We start from the raw sequence: 16,484 nt of genomic DNA on the forward strand, positions 1-16,484 counted from the left end.
AATCATAACAACCGCTGCCAATAACAGGTTAAATCATAATATGCTTGTATCCACTGCTACCCATCAAAACACACGGCTTATGAATTATCAAAAGCCCCCAAAAAACCGTCAAAATAAAAGGAAACAGCAACAGGATAATAACAATCCCCCGAAAAAGGCCAGGCTGGACACTACCCGAATAAATCATCAGGGGCGTGTTAAACAGACGAGAGATCAAAAGAAACTACCAGAATACCAGGTTACTATGGCAAAAAGTCAGCCTGCTCACCAAAACTCTCAAAAAAGTAAACTACGGATTGACACAAATCAGAGCACTGAAAGTCATTCAATTCCCACAATACTGAGTAAAGCACTGGAAGATATTCGTAAAATGGATATTGAGTATGCCATAAGCTCTGATAAATCCGCTCAAATGCCAGAGCATAAAAGGTTATCCATTCACGGCAATTTCACCTGTGTTGAAAAAATTTATAAGTATTTACTGGTACCAAAGATTCATCACTTGATACGAGAACTTGCTCATGTTACTGATTTGCAACAACAGCAGACCAAATACGCCATGCAAATAGCAGAATTAGTCAAAACCTACAAAGTAGCCCAATGTGATGAGTTGACCCATTTAATGGCTTCCTGCTGCCTGAAAAACCCGTCTATCAGCCTGTTCAAAATGGTTATCAGCTTTTTTTTTGTCAGAAACGGAGCAAAAAAAGGAATTGTCGAAGGAACCACCACTCATGTATGTTTGATGGTATGTCCACGTCTTTCTGGTGAAAGTGTGCAGACACAAAGCCAATGGTATGAAGCTAAACACCGAGCTACTCGTAGTGATCTGCATTGTGCAGACGGGAGCTATCATCAGCCATCCTATATGGCTGCTTCCGATATTTACATTGCTGATCCGTGTCAGCATGCATATTGGCCAGGAAACCAGTGGCAACAATTTATCAGCAATATTGCCGATCAATATCTATCACCAACGGGTAAAGATTTTAAGAAAATAAAGGTACAAATAACGCCCTATCATTCAGAAACTGCCGTTAAGGTTCTACCGGCCGTAGATATACAGGCAGTACCAGTTAACAGGGATACCCCAGACTATTCAGCCATACCGGCCTATTTTTATCTTGCAGAGTTCGTAAATAAACAACAGGCTACTGAGATCACCAGGAAAAAACTGATAAAAAATAAAGTAAAGATCCCTTCATTCAACACCGTAAAATCAGCCTACAGGAAAGCATGGTCAATACGTTTAATACGAGTCATGGCCTGGAAAATGAAACTTGATAGTAAAGTTCTGTACCGTCAGGATTTAGCCATCATTAATCCAGAATCAGAGGACTACTATCAATATATGATTGACTTGTTAGCTAAATCAACAGTCGAATCATCAAATCATGTTGCCAATATGACCGACGGCTTTAACATCCAGGGTTTTCCATTTCCTGAACCATGCAGTCGATATTTTTTACCATCAGAAAAGTGGCTGCCAGGCCATATCAGGCATTTGCTCAAAGTAGCCAAACCTGAACGACCATTGCCGGACTGGGAATGCATTAAAATATTGAGAGTGCTCAATCCTGTGGAATCACAAGATACCTATTTACGCTATCTACATGAGTATTTGCAAAATAGGCTGGTTAAAAACCAGGGGCCCCGAATACTGCAAAATGCCTTCATCACCATTAAAAAGGCTAACATCCCCCTCCCTGCCATTAATGGAATCACCCGCTGGAATATATTTACATTACGAAAACTGGCTGATTTATGTGTCGAAAAGTTTGGCGGCATCTCCGTAAAAATGGTGACTCCCTATACTTCCGTTGACAAAAAAGAAATTATACCAACCTCACCCAGGGATTTTGCCACCTGGTTTCTCCATAGACTTACCAGATATCAGTTTCATTTCAGTAATTTCGATGGCAGTCTAAAGCGTGCAAACCAGATTGTTAACATCAGTCCAATAGAAGGTATCACATTTAACCCCGTACCACAGAAGGCAGACTGGATGCTGTACTATATCTACCATTACGGCTTTGACAAAAAAGAGATTTACAATCAGGCATCGACAAGAACAATCTATCAAATGCTGAAACGCATTACCTCCCGGAAAAAGCATTCAGAATTATACGATAAATTATTGTATGTCTGCTCAACAGGTTTTGGTCTTCAATCGCTCACTGCTATCAGGAGACTGAAAGAACACAACTTTAAAATACCCGATGATTTAATGGATTACACAGTCAAAGAGCAGGTGACTGAGATGCATGCAAGAGCGAAAAAACTGAAGGGATCTGGCTGGCTGGCAGCGGATATAGACCTGTCGTACCATAAAAAAATAAAACATAAAAAAGTTTTCTAATGCCTTGAGAGATCACAACACCACTGCCATTAACAGGTTAAATCATAATATGCTGGTATCCACTGCTACCCATCACCACATACGGCTTATGGATGATCGAAAGCCCCAAAAAAACCGTCAGAATAAAAGAAAACAGCAACAGGATAACAACAATCCCTCGAAAAAGATCAGGCTGGACACCACCCGGATTAATCATCAGGGGCGTGTTAAACAGAAAAGCGTTCAAAAGAAACTACCGGAATATCAGGTTGCCATGGCAAAAGGCCAGCCTGTTTACCAAAACTCTCAGAAAAGTAAACTGCAGATTGATTCAAAGCAGAGCGCTGAAAGTCATTCAATCCCCACAATACTGAGTAAAGTACTGGATGATATTGGTAAAATGGATATTGAGTATGTCATAACTTCTGATAAATCCGCTCAAATGCCAGAGCATAAAAGATTACCCATTCACGGTAATTTCATCTGTCTTGAAAACATTTATAAGTATTTACTGGTACCGAAGATTCATCACTTGATACAAGAACTTTCCCCTATTAATGACTTGGCACAACAGCAGACCAAATACGCCATGCAAATAGCAGAGTTAGTCAAAACCTACAAAGTGGCCCAATGTGATGAGATGACCCATTTAATGGCTTCCTGCTGCCTGGAAAACCCGGCCATCAGCCTGTTCAAAATGGTTATCAGCTTTTTTTGTGTAAGAACCGGACCAAAGAAAGGTAATGATGGAACCACCACTCATGTATGTTTGATGGTATGCCCAAGTCTTTCAGGTGATAGTGTACAGACGCAAAGCCAATGGTATGAAGCTAAACACCAATATATGCATAGTGATCTGCATTGTGCTGACGGGAGCTATCATCAGCCATCTTATATGGCTGCTTCCGATATTTACATTGCTGATCCGTGTCAGCATGAATATTGGCCAGGAAGCCAGTGGCAGCAATTTATCAGCACTATTGCCGACCAATATCTATCACCAACAGGTAAAGATTATAAGAAGATAAAGGTAAAAATAACACCCTATCATTCGGAAACTGCCGTTAAGGCACTACCGGCCGCCGATATACAGGCAGTGCCAGTTAACAGGGATACCACAGACTATTCAGCCATACCTGCCTATTTTTATCTTGAAGAGTTCATAAGTAAACAACAGGATACTGAAATCACCAGGCAAAGACTGGTAAGAAATAATGTAAAGATCCCGTCATTTAACACCGTAAAATCAACACACAGAAAAGCATGGTCAACCAGTCTGGTACGGGTTCTGGCCTGGAAAATGAACCTTGATGTAAAAGTTCTGTACCTTGAAGATTTAGCCATCATTAATCCAAAATCAGAGGACTACTATCAATATTTGATTGACTTTTTAAGTAAATCAACAATCGAATCATCAAAACATGTTACCAATATGACCCGCCGCTTTATCAAGCATGTATTTCCATTTCCCGAACCATGCAAAAGATATTTTTTACCTTACAAAAAGTGGCTTCCTGCCCATATCAGGCATCTGCATAGAGTCGCCAAACCGGAACGACCATTTTCGGACTGGGAACTCATTAAAGTCATGCGAGTACTGAATCCTGCGGAATCACAAGATACCTATTTACGCTATCTGCATGAGTATTTGCAAAATAAGCTGGTTAAAAACCAGGGGCCCCGAGTACTGGAAAGTGCCTTGATTAGCATTAAAGAAGGGACTCCCCCCCTCCCCCTCCCTGCCATTAAAGGAATCACCCGCTGGAATATATTGACATTACGAAAACTGGCTGATTTATGTGTAGATAAGTTTGGCGGCACCTGGGCAAAGACGGTTACTCCCTATCCTGCCGTTGGCAAAAAAAATGTTATACCAGCCTTACCCAAGGAGTTTGCCGCCTGGTTTCTCAATAGACTTACCAGATATCAGTTTAATTTCAAAAATTTCGATAGCAGGCTAAAGAGTGCAAACCTGATTGTTAACATAAGTCCAATAGAAGGTATGACGTTTAACTCCGTACCACAGAAGGCAGACTGGATGTTGTACTATGTCTATCATTACGGCTTTAACAAAAAAGAGATTTACCATCAGGCTCCTACAAGTACAATCTATCAAATGCTGAAACGCATTACCTCACGGAAAAAGCATGTAGAATTATACGACAAATTATTGTATATCGGCTCAACAGGTTGTGCTCTTCGATCTTTCAGCTTTATCAATAGCCTGAAAAAACACAACATCAAACTACCCGATGATTTGATGGATTATACATTTAAAGGCCAAATGGTTGAGATGCATGCAAGAGCAGAAAAACTGAAGGAAACAGGCTGGCTGGCAGCCGATACAGACTTATCGCACCATAGAATATCAAGACATAAAAAATAAGAGCACGCCATAACCGATAAGGCAACAGCCTGATGGCCGGTGACACCAATAATTCGGTATATGTTGGTATTGAAAATTGCTCTCAAACATCCGTTAATCGCAACACCATAACAAGCAGTTGATATCTGAGGGTACACTTGAACGAATTACTATTGATTGGCCAGCTTTTGTTATTTTACGGCATGGTCATTTTAACTTACCGCCTGTTCGGCAAAATGGGGCTCCTCTGTTACACCGTGCTGGCCATCGTGGCCGCTAATATTGAAGTACTGGTGCAGATCAATGCCTTCGGTATGGAGATGACCCTGGGGAATATCATGTTTGCCTCCACCTTCCTGGTGACCGATATCCTCAGTGAGGTGGGTGGTAAAAAATGGTCTGACTACGCAGTCAATGTCGGCTTCTTTACCTCGGCACTGTTTATTGCCATTTCCCAGAGCTGGCTGTATTTCATGCCCAATTCCCTGGATTTTGCCATGCCGCATATTCAGGCCATCTTCAGCAACACGCCTCGCCTGATGATTACCGGCCTGCTGGTTTATGCCATTACACAACGCTTTGATGTGTGGCTTTACCACAAAATCTGGCACTGGACCGGGCTTACCGAGAATTATCTGTGGCTGCGCAACAATGTGTCCACCATGATTTCGCAGTTCCTGAATGCGGTTCTGTTTACTTTCGGAGCGTTTTACGGGACGTTCCCGGTGCCGGACCTGCTCAGTATCATCATCACCAGCTATGGTATCTTTGTGGTGACCAGCCTGTGTGATACTCCTGCCGTGTATCTGTGCAGAAAAATCAAGGTCAGGGAAATATGGGAGCGTACATGAAAGTCATTATTACCGGAGCCAGTGCAGGTATTGGCCTGGCGGTTTGTCAGCGTTTTCTGCAAGATGAACGCATCACCGTGGTGGGTATCGATGTTAATCCCGGCGAACTGGTTAACGACCGTTACCACCATTTTTTAGCCGATGTGGCGAACCCGGAATCGCTCCCAGCCATTAAGGGCGTAACACACCTGATCAACAACGCCGGGGTGCAAAACACCACACAGGACATCGCCATTAATTTAGGCGGGGTGATGAACTGTACCATGCTGTACGGCCTGCAACCGGCGATTCAATCCATTGTCAATGTTGCCTCTGCCAGTGCTCATTCCGGTGCTGAATTTCCAGAGTATGTAGCCTCAAAGGGCGGTGTTGTCGCCTACACTAAATGGACTGCGCTGCAGGTTGCTCAATACGGTGCCACCTGCAACAGTATTTCCCCGGGAGGCGTGCTTACCGAACTGAACAGACCGGTCATGGACGATCCTGAAAAATGGCAGGCCATCATGAATGAAACGCTACTGCCAAAATGGGCCAGTTCTGAAGAAATAGCACAGTGGGTTTACTTTATGGCGATCATCAATCGCAGTATGACCGCACAGGATGTTCTGGTGGATAACGGCGAGATGGCGAAGGCTAACTTTGTCTGGTGATTGACAACAGAGGCAGCTTCTGAATAAGGTATGAATTCACGGCAAAAAAGCTGCCTCCAATGCGCCAGAAGCCTGTTATCAGGTTAAGTGGCTTGGGGTAGGGCTCAAAAGTTATAAGTATTTCACTGCAAAGGAGTTGCAACCATGAGTTGGATTGCTTACATACAACCTTTGGGAATGCCATCCTGTGGACTGGACAACCCTTTTGCCGGACAGCTGGTTACAGGAAAACATCCAGGTTAAATCGTCGTTTTCTTCATCAATGTTCAAATAATCCAATGGAGAAGATCAATGACCATTAAAGAACTGAAAAAAGCCTTCAAAAAAAACCAGCTGCCTGTCCAGCTGCTGAGTCAGGAAGGGGATATCTATCTATGCCGGGTGGACGGTAAGCACCTGCTGAGAAATAACGATACATCCCCCGCTATTTTCCACAGCATCAGTGAGGCAAAAGAAACCCTTGGAGATCATATTGCTCCTCACTTGCAGCTGGTTTTTTCCGAAACCTACGATGAGATGTTCCATCCTGAAAACCAGACCAAATCATCAAAATGAGCCCGGGAGAGGTATTCCTCAGGCTCATTAGCCAATCATCGATTTGCCGTAGACCGTCCGCTCCATATCAACCACGTCAACAGTAATGGAGACATTATCCAGGGGAGTTCCCTCTACAGCATCCAGCAAAATACCGGACAGTTCCTGTTTCTGTTGCAAACTCCGTCCGGATAGAATTCGAGCCGTTATATGAATAAACTGCCCCCCCTGCTCCGTACCTGTACGATAATGATCGTAAGGCAGCGCCCGGACCTTAATGGTCGACACGTCAAACAGCCCGGAGCTGACAGCTCCCTGATGCACACTTTCCATCAGGGCCTCTGGACTGACAATTGCTTCCAGTGGCCGCGAGTATTCGATAATACAGTGTGGCACGTAAAACCTCCTTGCAAATGGCATAAGGCCGTGATCAGCCCAACTTCTGTTTAGATGCCCAGATTGCCAGTTTGTGCTTCATGGTCACCTGGGATACCTGATCCTCTGGCAGAGGCTGGATGAGGTTATCATGGACCAGCAGCCGGTATATATATTCGATTTTCTCACTGGCAGAATCGGTCGCCTCAAATTCCACAACCCCCCGCTTCTCACCATATTTCATGCCATATTCAATGGCCTTCTTTACCAGCTCTTTTTCATTCTTCAGCTTCTTCATTGGAGCCTCATTCAATCCAGTGGTGTATTAGGACATTAGCTTTTATAAACCATATATGGCAAATCAGGAGATTGACCAACAACACGATTTCGGCGCACGGCTTATACTGCAATTCCCAAACGCATCAGCCTGTCATGCGCTATTCCCAAAGGTTATTACCAAAAGCGCTATTCCCTAGCGGGTTCAAATAAGGTAAAAGTGCCTTATGAGAACCCCGAAACGAATCCAACCCCTGGTTGATGAAGGACTGGTGGATGAAGTACTCCGCCAGCTAATGAGTGGTAAAGAAGCCGATGTCTATGTGGTGCGCTGTGGCAATGATATCCGCTGCGCCAAGGTTTATAAGGAAGCGGCCAGGCGCAGCTTTAAAAAGGCCGTCCAATATCAGGAAGGTCGCAAAGAGCGCAACAGTCGCAGGCAGCGAGCCATCGAGAAAGGCTCCAGATATGGCCGGAAACAGCAGGAAGAGACCTGGCAGAGTGCCGAGGTTGACGCCCTGTTCCGCCTGGCCAGAGCGGGCGTAAGAGTCCCACAGCCTTATATCTGCCTGGATGGCGTACTGTTGATGGAACTGCTGACGGATGATGAAGGTCAGGTTGCCCCGCGCCTGGGTGAAGTGACCATGTCCGCCGAACAGGCCCGTGAAGACCACGCCACCATGATGCATTATGTCATGCTGATGCTCTGCGCTGGCCTGGTTCATGGCGACCTGTCGGAATTCAATGTTCTGGTGGATGACTACGGCCCGGTGATTATTGACCTGCCCCAGGCCGTGGATGCCTCGGCCAACAACCATGCCCGCTCGATGCTGGCCAGGGATATCAACAACATCACAGAATACTATGGACAATTTGCACCGGACCTGTTGAACAGCCAGTATGCCAAAGAGATGTGGGCACTCTACGAAGATGGCGAACTGACCCCGGAAACCGAACTGACCGGCCTGTTCACCGAAGCGGAGCAAGCCGCCGATGTGGACTCAGTGCTGGCCGAAATAAAAGCAGTTCTGGCTGAGGAGCAGAAACGGCAGGAACGTCTGAGAGAATCTGATAACCCTGATGCCTGACTGAGACGGAAGCCAGCCCTACCGGTCAGGTGGGGCCAGGAGGCTGTCCGATCAAAACAATGCTCAGGCTTGGGCGGTGCAGTACCAATCGATCAGTTACTTCATTTAACTGGCGGCATGTTGATGATGCTACTGAATATCTGATTAGCCCTTTGAAAACAGGTTTCAGGGAAACATCAACAATGATACAAATAATATCATTTTTAAAAATATAACACCCTGTAATTACAATAAAGGCAACATTATTTTTAATTGATTGTTATTTGACTTCTGTCAATCTTTCCAGTTGATTTAATAAATACAATCAGAATCAGAGCTTTTATCTCAGTAATGATTATTTTCCTTACAGGACTGTTTTGAAAGCCATGGTAGAGAATATATGCAGAAAATATTGATAACAGGAAACAATTGAACAACACCTTCTTATTGTTTTCGAAAAATTGTTACAGGTGGTATCGCCATCTGTAAAGCAGGCAGGCAAAATCCTTTGCAAGGATTAACGAACAACAATGCCCTGTGCTACTTACTTTTTTTCTTTGCCGTGGAAAATCGTTTGTTTATTGCTGTTATTTGTTTTTCATTTCTTTATTTAACAGTGGTGCAAGCTGTTTTACTTTGGCATTGATATTTGGAAAACAAATAGAGCATTCGGTTAGTGACAGAAATTATAAACTTGGCTTTAAGTGAGGCATCAATGGCAACTGGTACGAATCGTGGCTGGGTCGTAGTGACGGCTGGCCTGGCGATTAACTTAATGTTTGGCAGTCTGTACACGTGGAGTATCTTCTCCGAGAATTTTATCAACACTCAGGGCTGGACCGCTTCTCAGGCATCCACGCCCTACGCAGCGGCCATTGCCGCGTTTGCGCTGGTCATGCTGGTAGGTGGTAAGCTGCAGGATCGCCTGGGGCCGCGCGTTGTGATCACCATCGCAGGTCTGTGCACTGCGGCAGGTATGTTCCTGTGCAGTGCCATGCCCACCGAGACCGGCGTTATCCTGGGTTTTGGTGTTCTCAATGGTGCAGGAATCGGTCTGGGTTATTCCGCAACAGCTCCGGCAGCAGTGAAATGGTTCAAACCGGAGCAAAAAGGGTTAATTGTCGGTCTGGTTGTCACCGGCTTTGGTTTGGCACCACTGTATGCGGCACCGCTGGCCAAATACCTGATCGCAGAATATGGCCTGTTTGCCAGCTTTAATATACTGGCGGTGTTCTTCGGTAGTGTGATCGTTACTGGTGCCCAGTTCATGAGTGTTCCGGAAACCACAACAGGCATGGCGACTGCGGATAAAAAGGCCAAAGAGAGACCGGTTGTTGCTGATGGCCCACAAACCGGTGAGTACAACTGGAAGCAGATGATCAGGACGCCACAGTTTGCCATGTTGTGGCTGATGTTCTTGGCAGGTTCCATGACCGGTCTGATGATGATTGGTCATATTGGTAACATTGCCAAGCTGCAACTGACCGATACCTTTAACATTACCCTGCTGGTTCAGGCGTTCTCTGTCGCCAATGCTTTGGGCCGCCCGGGTGCTGGCTTAATATCTGACAGGATCGGTCGTGCCCGCACCATGAGCATTCTGTACACGTTGCAAGGTGCTGTGCTGTTGATGTTCAGTGGTTTTGATACCTTTAGCATGATCCTGATGGGTTCATTGGTTATCACCTTCGGCTATGGTGCAATGCTGGCAGTATTCCCGTCTGCAACGGCAGACTTCTTCGGTACCCGGAACCTGGGCTTTAACTACGCTATCCTGTTCAGCGCGTGGGGTGTTGCGGGCATGGCCGGTCCGAAACTGGCAGGCTATCTGCTGGACACCACGGGCGGTTATGAGAGCACCTTTATGATCTGTGCCGGAGTAAGTTTTGCAGCGGCTGCCATTGGTCTTATGGTCAAACCACCGAAAAAAGCAGCTGATTTTGTGGGAGTGCAAACTGCCCAGGCTGCTTGAGTATTTTAATAAAGCTCTTGATGGATTTTCTGATCAACAACACCTGAAATCCAGATAGAGCCGCTTGACCACGCTTCCTGATTAAAAGCCCGGCATGTTTCGGGCTTTGTTTTTGCCACTTGCCACCAGAACACGGCCAATAATAAGCAAACAATATCCGCAACTTTACGACCTGAAACCCGCATACAACAAACCAGTCCACAGCGTAATAGGCCTGCGGCTTTCACAGTCCTTGTTGCTCCAATGTAATAACGAGTTTTCAACAGTCTGGATGGCAATGGAGCCCAGGGCGGTAGCATGAGGTGCACATATGTACTATTAACATACCTCCGGTATAGCCAGAGGTACGACAATGGCCAACTACACACCAATGGTCGTCAGGATTCAATCGCTAACTGAGCCTCGTAGCGATATACACGTTACATACCCTCTTCCAGAAGTCTTATTTATCGTTTATGTCAGTATTTTGAGTGGTTACACCACATGGCAAGGCATGGAGCGGTTCGCTAAATACAACCGACGCTGGTTTCGTCAGTTTTTTCCTTATAAATTTGGCTTCCCTACCCATCACACTATTGCAACAGTATGCAAGCTGCTTGACCCAGAAGCTTTTACGCAGTTATTTATCGATTGGGTAAGCGACACAATATCTGAGATAAATGCTCGTAAAATGGGGCCTCATCCAGAAAAAAACGACAATGTCATAGCTATTGACGGCAAGGCTCTGCGTGGCTCACGTCCAGCTAAAGGCAAGAAGTTGGTCCATATGGTCAGTGCTTACAGTTCAGAACTTAAGCTTATATTAGGTTTTACCCCCGTTGATAAGAAGTCCAATGAGATTACTGCCATTCCCGAAGTTATCGATGTGCTTTTTCTCGAAGGAGCCTTGATTACCAGTGATGCCATGGGGTGTCAGAAAAATATTTGCAAAAAAATCATTGATAAAAAAGCTGATTACCTGCTCTGCGCCAAGGACAATCAGCCGACTCTGAGCAGTAATATCGAAGCATATTTTTCAAAGTACATTGAAGAACACCCGGATGATCCGGAACCTGCTGATGACGAACCAGCCTTTGCAGAATCGATGGAGAAAAATCGGGGGCGTCAAGAACACCGGCGTTGTTGGGTTTTTAACGACATTGAGGATATAGACCCCAAGCATGAGTGGCCTGGCCTTAAGCAGTTTTCGGTTATCCAGAGAGACAGATTGGTTGGTAAAAAACAAACAACTGAATTGCATTTTTATATAGAGAGCCGAGAGATGACAGCCTCCAGTGTGCTGGCAGCAGTACGCAATCATTGGAGTATAGAAAATGGACAACACTTGTCACTGGATGTCAGCTTTCAAGAAGATGCCTCTAAAATCCATGAGCGAACAGCGGCAAAGAACGTTGCGACTGTAAGGCGGTGGTGTTTTAATGTACACAAACAAAGTAGCCGGTTTGAGAAAGAGAGTATGTCAGGCCGGATTGAACTGGCAGGGTTAGATCAGGACTATCGAACCGAGCTGGTACTTGAGAAGTTTTATCCTGACTAAACAGCGAGTTTAAATTCAGGCTGCAGAAGCAGCACAAGGTACAAGCTTCGTGTGAGGCCGGTGGCTTTTTGTGTCAATTTTCCATATTTTGGTTTCTTTTCATCAATCCTGCCTAAAATACGCGCTGGATTGTCTGAGAATATTCGATCTGCAATGTTGGCAGTCATGAGCAGAGCAAAAATATGAACTATGGTGCATCTGATGCGACCACCCTGCAATGGAGCCCCCTTCGCCAAATTTTCCGATGCAGAAACCGGAACCTATGTAGGTCATGGAATGAATCCACTCTTGCATATAGGTATCTGACAGATTCAGATAGCTAAATGGCTTAACTGTTTTTATATCATTGACGACAGTTTCGTTATAACAGGTCATCACTTTTTTAATAGAGAACCTGTTGACTCCGCAGTGTAAAAAATGTTCAAACTGATGACAGGATGATCGCTGATCCTTACTGTCTTCGGAAGTCGTACAGTAGCTCTCCCCTTGTGAAATCCACTTGATAAATCGTTTCCCCCAGGCGACTGGAGGGTGATATTCATACTCCCTGTCATTCTGGTCTTTGGCAACAAAAGAAATGTCATCATCCTGGTCTTGAAAAAGCGACCTTATGTATTCATCAGCGCCCTCACCACAAATTGCTTTATAAGCCCTTCCTTCGATTTCAAAGCTGTGAATGATTGTTTTATTGGTAATAGCGGGATTAACTAATGACTGATCTCTCTGTGTAAACGATTCCTTTATATAAATCTTTACAGTCTTTGCATGGCCTGTTTTCTTACTGGCAAATAAGGTGTTACTGCTGTCCTTCTGACGACTGTTCGCTGTTTGTCTGGGGTGAAGCTCCGTGGTTGCGTTAGAGGGTATATTCATTATTCATGGCTTCGTGATAACTGGTAGTGGGTGCAGTCAGCATGCTACTGTCTCCTCTTGCTTATATCTCCCCCAAGAATCCCTTTGACATATTCTTGCCCGAAAAATTCCCGTGCCAGACATAAAGACTCAGTATTCACCTTGTCGATTGTAGACAGAAAGTGCCTTTTACGAGTTTTGCGACAACGGAGGAAAGATTCGGACTAATTCATAGCAGGCCATGGACGATAAAAGTAAAGCCGTAAACAACATCACAGGGACGAACCATGATCATCAGAACTGCTACCACCATAACTCTTATTGCCGGATTAGCCATCAGTGCCGCATCAGCCATCGCCAACGAGCGCAGAGTCACTGGAGGTGATAATGCCTACTACATTGCTGACCATTCAGGCCCGACCTTCAGTTCCACCGACTTTGTCTGGCCTGAAAGCAAGTTCAAAGGAGGTGACGGTTATGACGGACCCGAAGATAACAGCAGCGCCTTTGAAGTTTATGTAATCCATGAAGAGAAGAAAGGCGGTGATAATCAATAGTTGATCCAAAAAAGCCCTCAGAAGAGGGCTTTTTTTATACTACAGGGACAAGATGCCCATCTTCCAGGCGCAATGCCCGGTCCATCTGTCGGGCAAAAGCCATATCATGAGTCACAACAATAAAACTGGTGGTCAACTGTTCACTGAGGGATTTCATCAGCTCATGAATCTTGCTGGCGGTGTTGGGATCCAGGTTGCCCGTTGGCTCATCCATCAGAACCAGGTCCGGACTACCGACCAGTGCGCGGGCAATAGCCACCCTCTGCCGTTCACCACCGGAAAGTTCCGCCGGCTTATGGCTGGCCCGTTTCGACAGCCCCACCATGCCCAGCATTTCTTCAGCTCTCATGGTTGCCTGCCCCACGGATACCTCTTTTCGCAGCAGTAAGGGCATGGCGACATTTTCCAGGGCAGTAAATTCTGGCAGCAAATGATGGAACTGGTAAACAAACCCCAGGTGACGGTTCCGCAATTCACCCTGTTTTTGTTCAGACACCTTCATCAGCTGATGGCCACAGAGTATTACCTCACCGCTGGAAGGGTGATCCAACCCGGCCAACAGCTGAAGCAGCGTTGTTTTTCCTGAACCGGAAGTACCGACAATCGCTACTCGTTCAGCGGGTGATACCAACAGGTCTATGCCTCTGAGCACCTCGAGTTTTTCAGGCCCTTCAGCAAATACTTTGGTTAGCCTGCGGCACTCCAGAACTGCACGGTTTTCGGAATTATTCATAGCGAAGCGCCTCCGCAGGCTGGGTTCTGGAGGCTCGCCATGCCGGATACAGGGTTGCCAGGAAACTCATCAACAAACCAGAGACACTGATCACCGCAACATCCTGCCACATTAACTCCGATGGCAGGTAGCTGATAAAGTAAACGTCAGGGCTCAGAAAGTGAATGCCCAATAATTTTTCCAGGGCACCCACAATTTCGGAAACATTCAGCGCACCGGCAATGCCCAGGGCAACCCCCAGCAGCGTTCCGATAACACCAATCAGGGATCCCTGAACCATAAAAATCCCCATAATCATTTTCGGGGTCGCACCAAATGTGCGGAGGATGGCGATATCCCCCTGCTTATCGGTCACCACCATGACCAGCGTGGAGACAATATTAAAGGCGGCAACGGCAACAATCAGGGTGAGAAGCAGGCCGACCATGGTCTTTTCCATCTGAATCGCCTGAAACAGACGGCCATGGCTACGGGTCCAGTCCTGAACGTAGTAGCGACCGGGTAAGGTAATCGCTACATCCCAGGCCAGTTTCGGTGCGGCAAACAGATCATCCATTTTCAGTCGTATACCTGTTACCCCTTCAGGCACCCGCAGAAAACGGGCCAGATCTTCACGATGGGCGTAGGCCAGGTTGCCATCCACATCGGCACCTACCGAGAAAGTACCAACGACAGTGAATCGTTTCAGGCGAGGCAAAACACCCGCCAGGTTGACACTGGCTTCAGGCAGAACCATGGTCACTTTGTCGCCAACGGACAACCCCAGATAATTGGCCAGAATATCACCCAGCAGAATACCAAACTCTCCGGGCTGCAGGTCTTCCAATGCGCCCTGCTTCATGTGATCGGCAATAATAGAGACCCTTCTTTCGTAGCCGGGATCAATACCGTAAACCAGCGTTCCCCGCACCAGATCACCATTGGCCAACATACCCTGGGCATCGACAAACGGCGCAGCCGCTTCGATGCCTTCTTTGTCCGGAATGGTATTGACCAGCGCCTGCCAGTCTTCAATACCACCACCGGCTGCCGTGATGGTGGCATGGGGAACCATACCCAGCACTCGCTGCTTTAGCTCCCGATCAAAGCCATTCATCACTGACAGCACAATAATCAGTACCGAAACACCCAGCGTCAGCCCCACCATGGATGTTCCGGAGATGAAGGAGATAAAATGATTCCGTCGCTTTGCGCGGGTGTAGCGCAAACCGATAAAAAAAGGTAATGGTCTAAACATTTATTCTGCCAGTATTCCTTGCGCCATCGGCGTGTCAGGGGCGGATTGGCCACTTGTTTCAAAAGCCAGTAAGCTGGCATTATGCCATAAAGCGGTATAATTCCCGTCGAATTTTCCTGCGCTTTGCGACTGTTTCCTCCACCCCTGTTCGACAAGAAATATTAGCTTTTCGGTCTTACATGAGCAACGACGGTAAATAGCTTCCTGGGCAGATGCGGATTGGCCCGCCGTGCAGATTCTATACGATCTATGTGACCTTCACGCACGGCCAGCTGATAAATTTCCAGCCCAAAAGCGTCAGCAATTCTCCGGGTACTCTTGCCGTTTACCGTGTTATGAAGAAAATCGTCCATAAATGCTGATGAGTCATGTTGGCCCGTGTATTTCAGGATCAAGGTATCAGATTGCTTGTTGTTTATATCACATCGATGAATGGTTTCCGGCAGTTGAAGTGGCCATCCATTGTCTCTGAAACAGTTCTCATACTGCAAGGCAACGACATTGGACATGAAAAAAAAATGCCCGGGCACTATATCCGACTTGAAATTGAGTTTAAAAAACCAGGCTTCTGGCGTAAAGGTATTGATAAATCTGCACGGGCCGTATTTATCCAATTTATCTTTGGATGTAAATGTATAATAACATTCCTGTCCATCTGAATATTTGCTTGGAAAGGTCTCTGTCATTTCAGCTAAATGTTCATTTTCTTTTTTGTAAGTGATTTTCAGCTCATTCAGGAGCTGCTGAATTCTTGCATGTTCACGGTTTGCTACGGATTGTGGGTCTGGTTTCGGTTCTTTTGCTTCGACTATATCTTGTAGTTCTAACTTCTGACAGGCTGTTTGCAGAGTAATTTTTCGATCACTGAGTAATACCGGTGCCATTTCGTCTAATACATTATCGAGATTGCCCTTAAGTATTTCTTGCTGACCCGGATAATCTGGCAGCTGAACCACTTTGTTATCATGGGTTAAACCCAGTTCACACAGCGTGAGATCCATGGCGGGACCTGTGTGTGACAGGTAATCTTGAAATATTTTTTTCAATTCAGCCAGTGAGTTGATGCTGTCCATCTCAAATCCATATTACGTATTCTGTTGTTCAGTTAATGGGTATTGTTGTGTATGTTATCGCTTATGC

At 45.8% G+C, this 16,484-nt stretch carries 16 protein-coding genes; 9 read left to right on the forward strand and 7 right to left on the reverse strand.

The window, feature by feature from the left end; all coding sequences use genetic code 11:
- Positions 1-40 precede the first annotated feature (40 nt).
- The 5 genes from ACO6UX_RS05585 (at position 41) to ACO6UX_RS05605 (ending at position 6,759) form a co-directional block, all read left to right on the forward strand.
- Positions 41-2,359 (forward strand): hypothetical protein, encoded by a 2,319-nt coding sequence (locus tag ACO6UX_RS05585; RefSeq protein ID WP_422445629.1) that lies wholly within the window; start codon positions 41-43, stop codon positions 2,357-2,359.
- Between the two features lie 253 nt (positions 2,360-2,612).
- Positions 2,613-4,724, forward strand: a complete 2,112-nt coding sequence (locus ACO6UX_RS05590) for a hypothetical protein (protein WP_422445631.1) — start codon at positions 2,613-2,615, stop codon at positions 4,722-4,724.
- Positions 4,725-4,861: 137 nt separating this feature from the next.
- Positions 4,862-5,554 (forward strand): queuosine precursor transporter, encoded by a 693-nt coding sequence (locus tag ACO6UX_RS05595; RefSeq protein ID WP_206679223.1) that lies wholly within the window; start codon positions 4,862-4,864, stop codon positions 5,552-5,554.
- A complete protein-coding gene (locus ACO6UX_RS05600) occupies positions 5,551-6,204 on the forward strand; it encodes an SDR family NAD(P)-dependent oxidoreductase (RefSeq protein WP_422445634.1) in 654 nt (217 codons plus the stop codon). Before ACO6UX_RS05595 ends, ACO6UX_RS05600 begins: the two co-directional genes overlap by 4 nt.
- Positions 6,205-6,495: 291 nt before the next feature.
- On the forward strand, positions 6,496-6,759 hold the full coding sequence (locus ACO6UX_RS05605) for a DUF6482 family protein (RefSeq protein ID WP_422445636.1): 264 nt from the start codon (positions 6,496-6,498) through the stop codon (positions 6,757-6,759).
- Between the two features lie 27 nt (positions 6,760-6,786).
- Here the strand turns inward: ACO6UX_RS05605 and ACO6UX_RS05610 are convergent, their stop codons facing one another.
- Both ACO6UX_RS05610 and ACO6UX_RS05615 read right to left on the reverse strand, forming a co-directional pair.
- Positions 6,787-7,134, reverse strand: a complete 348-nt coding sequence (locus ACO6UX_RS05610; protein ID WP_422445638.1) for a 5-carboxymethyl-2-hydroxymuconate Delta-isomerase — start codon at positions 7,132-7,134, stop codon at positions 6,787-6,789.
- A gap of 34 nt (positions 7,135-7,168) precedes the next feature.
- On the reverse strand, positions 7,169-7,411 hold the full coding sequence (locus ACO6UX_RS05615) for a DUF5062 family protein (protein WP_269674641.1): 243 nt from the start codon (positions 7,409-7,411) through the stop codon (positions 7,169-7,171).
- A 205-nt stretch (positions 7,412-7,616) separates the two neighbouring features.
- Between ACO6UX_RS05615 and ACO6UX_RS05620 the strand changes: the two genes are divergently transcribed.
- The gene (locus ACO6UX_RS05620; RefSeq protein WP_422445640.1) at positions 7,617-8,477 is read left to right on the forward strand and encodes a PA4780 family RIO1-like protein kinase; all 861 of its coding nucleotides are present in this window, start codon (positions 7,617-7,619) and stop codon (positions 8,475-8,477) included.
- Positions 8,478-9,171: 694 nt separating this feature from the next.
- Entirely contained in the window at positions 9,172-10,428 is a 1,257-nt protein-coding gene (locus tag ACO6UX_RS05625) for an L-lactate MFS transporter (RefSeq protein WP_422445642.1), read from the forward strand.
- Positions 10,429-10,433: 5 nt separating this feature from the next.
- Here the strand turns inward: ACO6UX_RS05625 and ACO6UX_RS05630 are convergent, their stop codons facing one another.
- Positions 10,434-10,655: a hypothetical protein gene (locus tag ACO6UX_RS05630; RefSeq protein WP_422445644.1), complete on the reverse strand. Its 222-nt coding sequence runs from the start codon at positions 10,653-10,655 to the stop codon at positions 10,434-10,436.
- Between the two features lie 125 nt (positions 10,656-10,780).
- On the opposite strand from ACO6UX_RS05630, the gene ACO6UX_RS05635 reads away from it, so the two are divergent.
- On the forward strand, positions 10,781-11,965 hold the full coding sequence (locus ACO6UX_RS05635; protein ID WP_422445646.1) for an ISAs1 family transposase: 1,185 nt from the start codon (positions 10,781-10,783) through the stop codon (positions 11,963-11,965).
- A gap of 102 nt (positions 11,966-12,067) precedes the next feature.
- On the opposite strand, the gene ACO6UX_RS05640 is transcribed toward ACO6UX_RS05635, so the two are convergent.
- Positions 12,068-12,838: a hypothetical protein gene (locus tag ACO6UX_RS05640; protein ID WP_422445648.1), complete on the reverse strand. Its 771-nt coding sequence runs from the start codon at positions 12,836-12,838 to the stop codon at positions 12,068-12,070.
- A gap of 266 nt (positions 12,839-13,104) precedes the next feature.
- Here ACO6UX_RS05640 and ACO6UX_RS05645 point away from each other — a divergent pair, with 266 nt between their 5' ends.
- The gene (locus ACO6UX_RS05645) at positions 13,105-13,374 is read left to right on the forward strand and encodes a hypothetical protein (protein ID WP_422445650.1); all 270 of its coding nucleotides are present in this window, start codon (positions 13,105-13,107) and stop codon (positions 13,372-13,374) included.
- Positions 13,375-13,408: 34 nt separating this feature from the next.
- On the opposite strand, the gene lolD is transcribed toward ACO6UX_RS05645, so the two are convergent.
- From lolD to ACO6UX_RS05660, 3 genes are all read right to left on the reverse strand, one after another.
- Positions 13,409-14,107: a lipoprotein-releasing ABC transporter ATP-binding protein LolD gene (gene lolD / locus ACO6UX_RS05650; protein WP_422445652.1), complete on the reverse strand. Its 699-nt coding sequence runs from the start codon at positions 14,105-14,107 to the stop codon at positions 13,409-13,411.
- A complete protein-coding gene (locus ACO6UX_RS05655; protein WP_101748679.1) occupies positions 14,100-15,344 on the reverse strand; it encodes a lipoprotein-releasing ABC transporter permease subunit in 1,245 nt (414 codons plus the stop codon). The genes lolD and ACO6UX_RS05655 overlap by 8 nt, the downstream gene beginning before the upstream one ends.
- Before the next feature lie 161 nt (positions 15,345-15,505).
- Complete coding sequence (locus tag ACO6UX_RS05660; protein ID WP_422445654.1) at positions 15,506-16,417, reverse strand: hypothetical protein; 912 nt, start codon at positions 16,415-16,417, stop codon at positions 15,506-15,508.
- Positions 16,418-16,484 lie beyond the last annotated feature (67 nt).

The organism is Endozoicomonas sp. ALB091, assembly GCF_049310265.1.
In the GTDB taxonomy this organism is placed as follows: domain Bacteria; phylum Pseudomonadota; class Gammaproteobacteria; order Pseudomonadales; family Endozoicomonadaceae; genus Endozoicomonas.

Excerpts from the sequence above, each read along its gene's own strand:
- ACO6UX_RS05620 (WP_422445640.1), top strand. The coding sequence starts at position 7,617 with ATGAGAACCCCGAAACGAATCCAACCCCTGGTTGATGAAGGACTGGTG.
- ACO6UX_RS05600 (WP_422445634.1), top strand. The coding sequence starts at position 5,551 with ATGAAAGTCATTATTACCGGAGCCAGTGCAGGTATTGGCCTGGCGGTT.
- ACO6UX_RS05625 (WP_422445642.1), top strand. The coding sequence starts at position 9,172 with ATGGCAACTGGTACGAATCGTGGCTGGGTCGTAGTGACGGCTGGCCTG.
- ACO6UX_RS05640 (WP_422445648.1), bottom strand. The coding sequence starts at position 12,838 with ATGAATATACCCTCTAACGCAACCACGGAGCTTCACCCCAGACAAACA.
- ACO6UX_RS05660 (WP_422445654.1), bottom strand. The coding sequence starts at position 16,417 with ATGGACAGCATCAACTCACTGGCTGAATTGAAAAAAATATTTCAAGAT.
- ACO6UX_RS05615 (WP_269674641.1), bottom strand. The coding sequence starts at position 7,411 with ATGAAGAAGCTGAAGAATGAAAAAGAGCTGGTAAAGAAGGCCATTGAA.
- ACO6UX_RS05645 (WP_422445650.1), top strand. The coding sequence starts at position 13,105 with ATGATCATCAGAACTGCTACCACCATAACTCTTATTGCCGGATTAGCC.
- ACO6UX_RS05590 (WP_422445631.1), top strand. The coding sequence starts at position 2,613 with ATGGCAAAAGGCCAGCCTGTTTACCAAAACTCTCAGAAAAGTAAACTG.
- ACO6UX_RS05655 (WP_101748679.1), bottom strand. The coding sequence starts at position 15,344 with ATGTTTAGACCATTACCTTTTTTTATCGGTTTGCGCTACACCCGCGCA.
- ACO6UX_RS05585 (WP_422445629.1), top strand. The coding sequence starts at position 41 with ATGCTTGTATCCACTGCTACCCATCAAAACACACGGCTTATGAATTAT.
- ACO6UX_RS05605 (WP_422445636.1), top strand. The coding sequence starts at position 6,496 with ATGACCATTAAAGAACTGAAAAAAGCCTTCAAAAAAAACCAGCTGCCT.
- ACO6UX_RS05635 (WP_422445646.1), top strand. The coding sequence starts at position 10,781 with ATGGCCAACTACACACCAATGGTCGTCAGGATTCAATCGCTAACTGAG.
- lolD (WP_422445652.1), bottom strand. The coding sequence starts at position 14,107 with ATGAATAATTCCGAAAACCGTGCAGTTCTGGAGTGCCGCAGGCTAACC.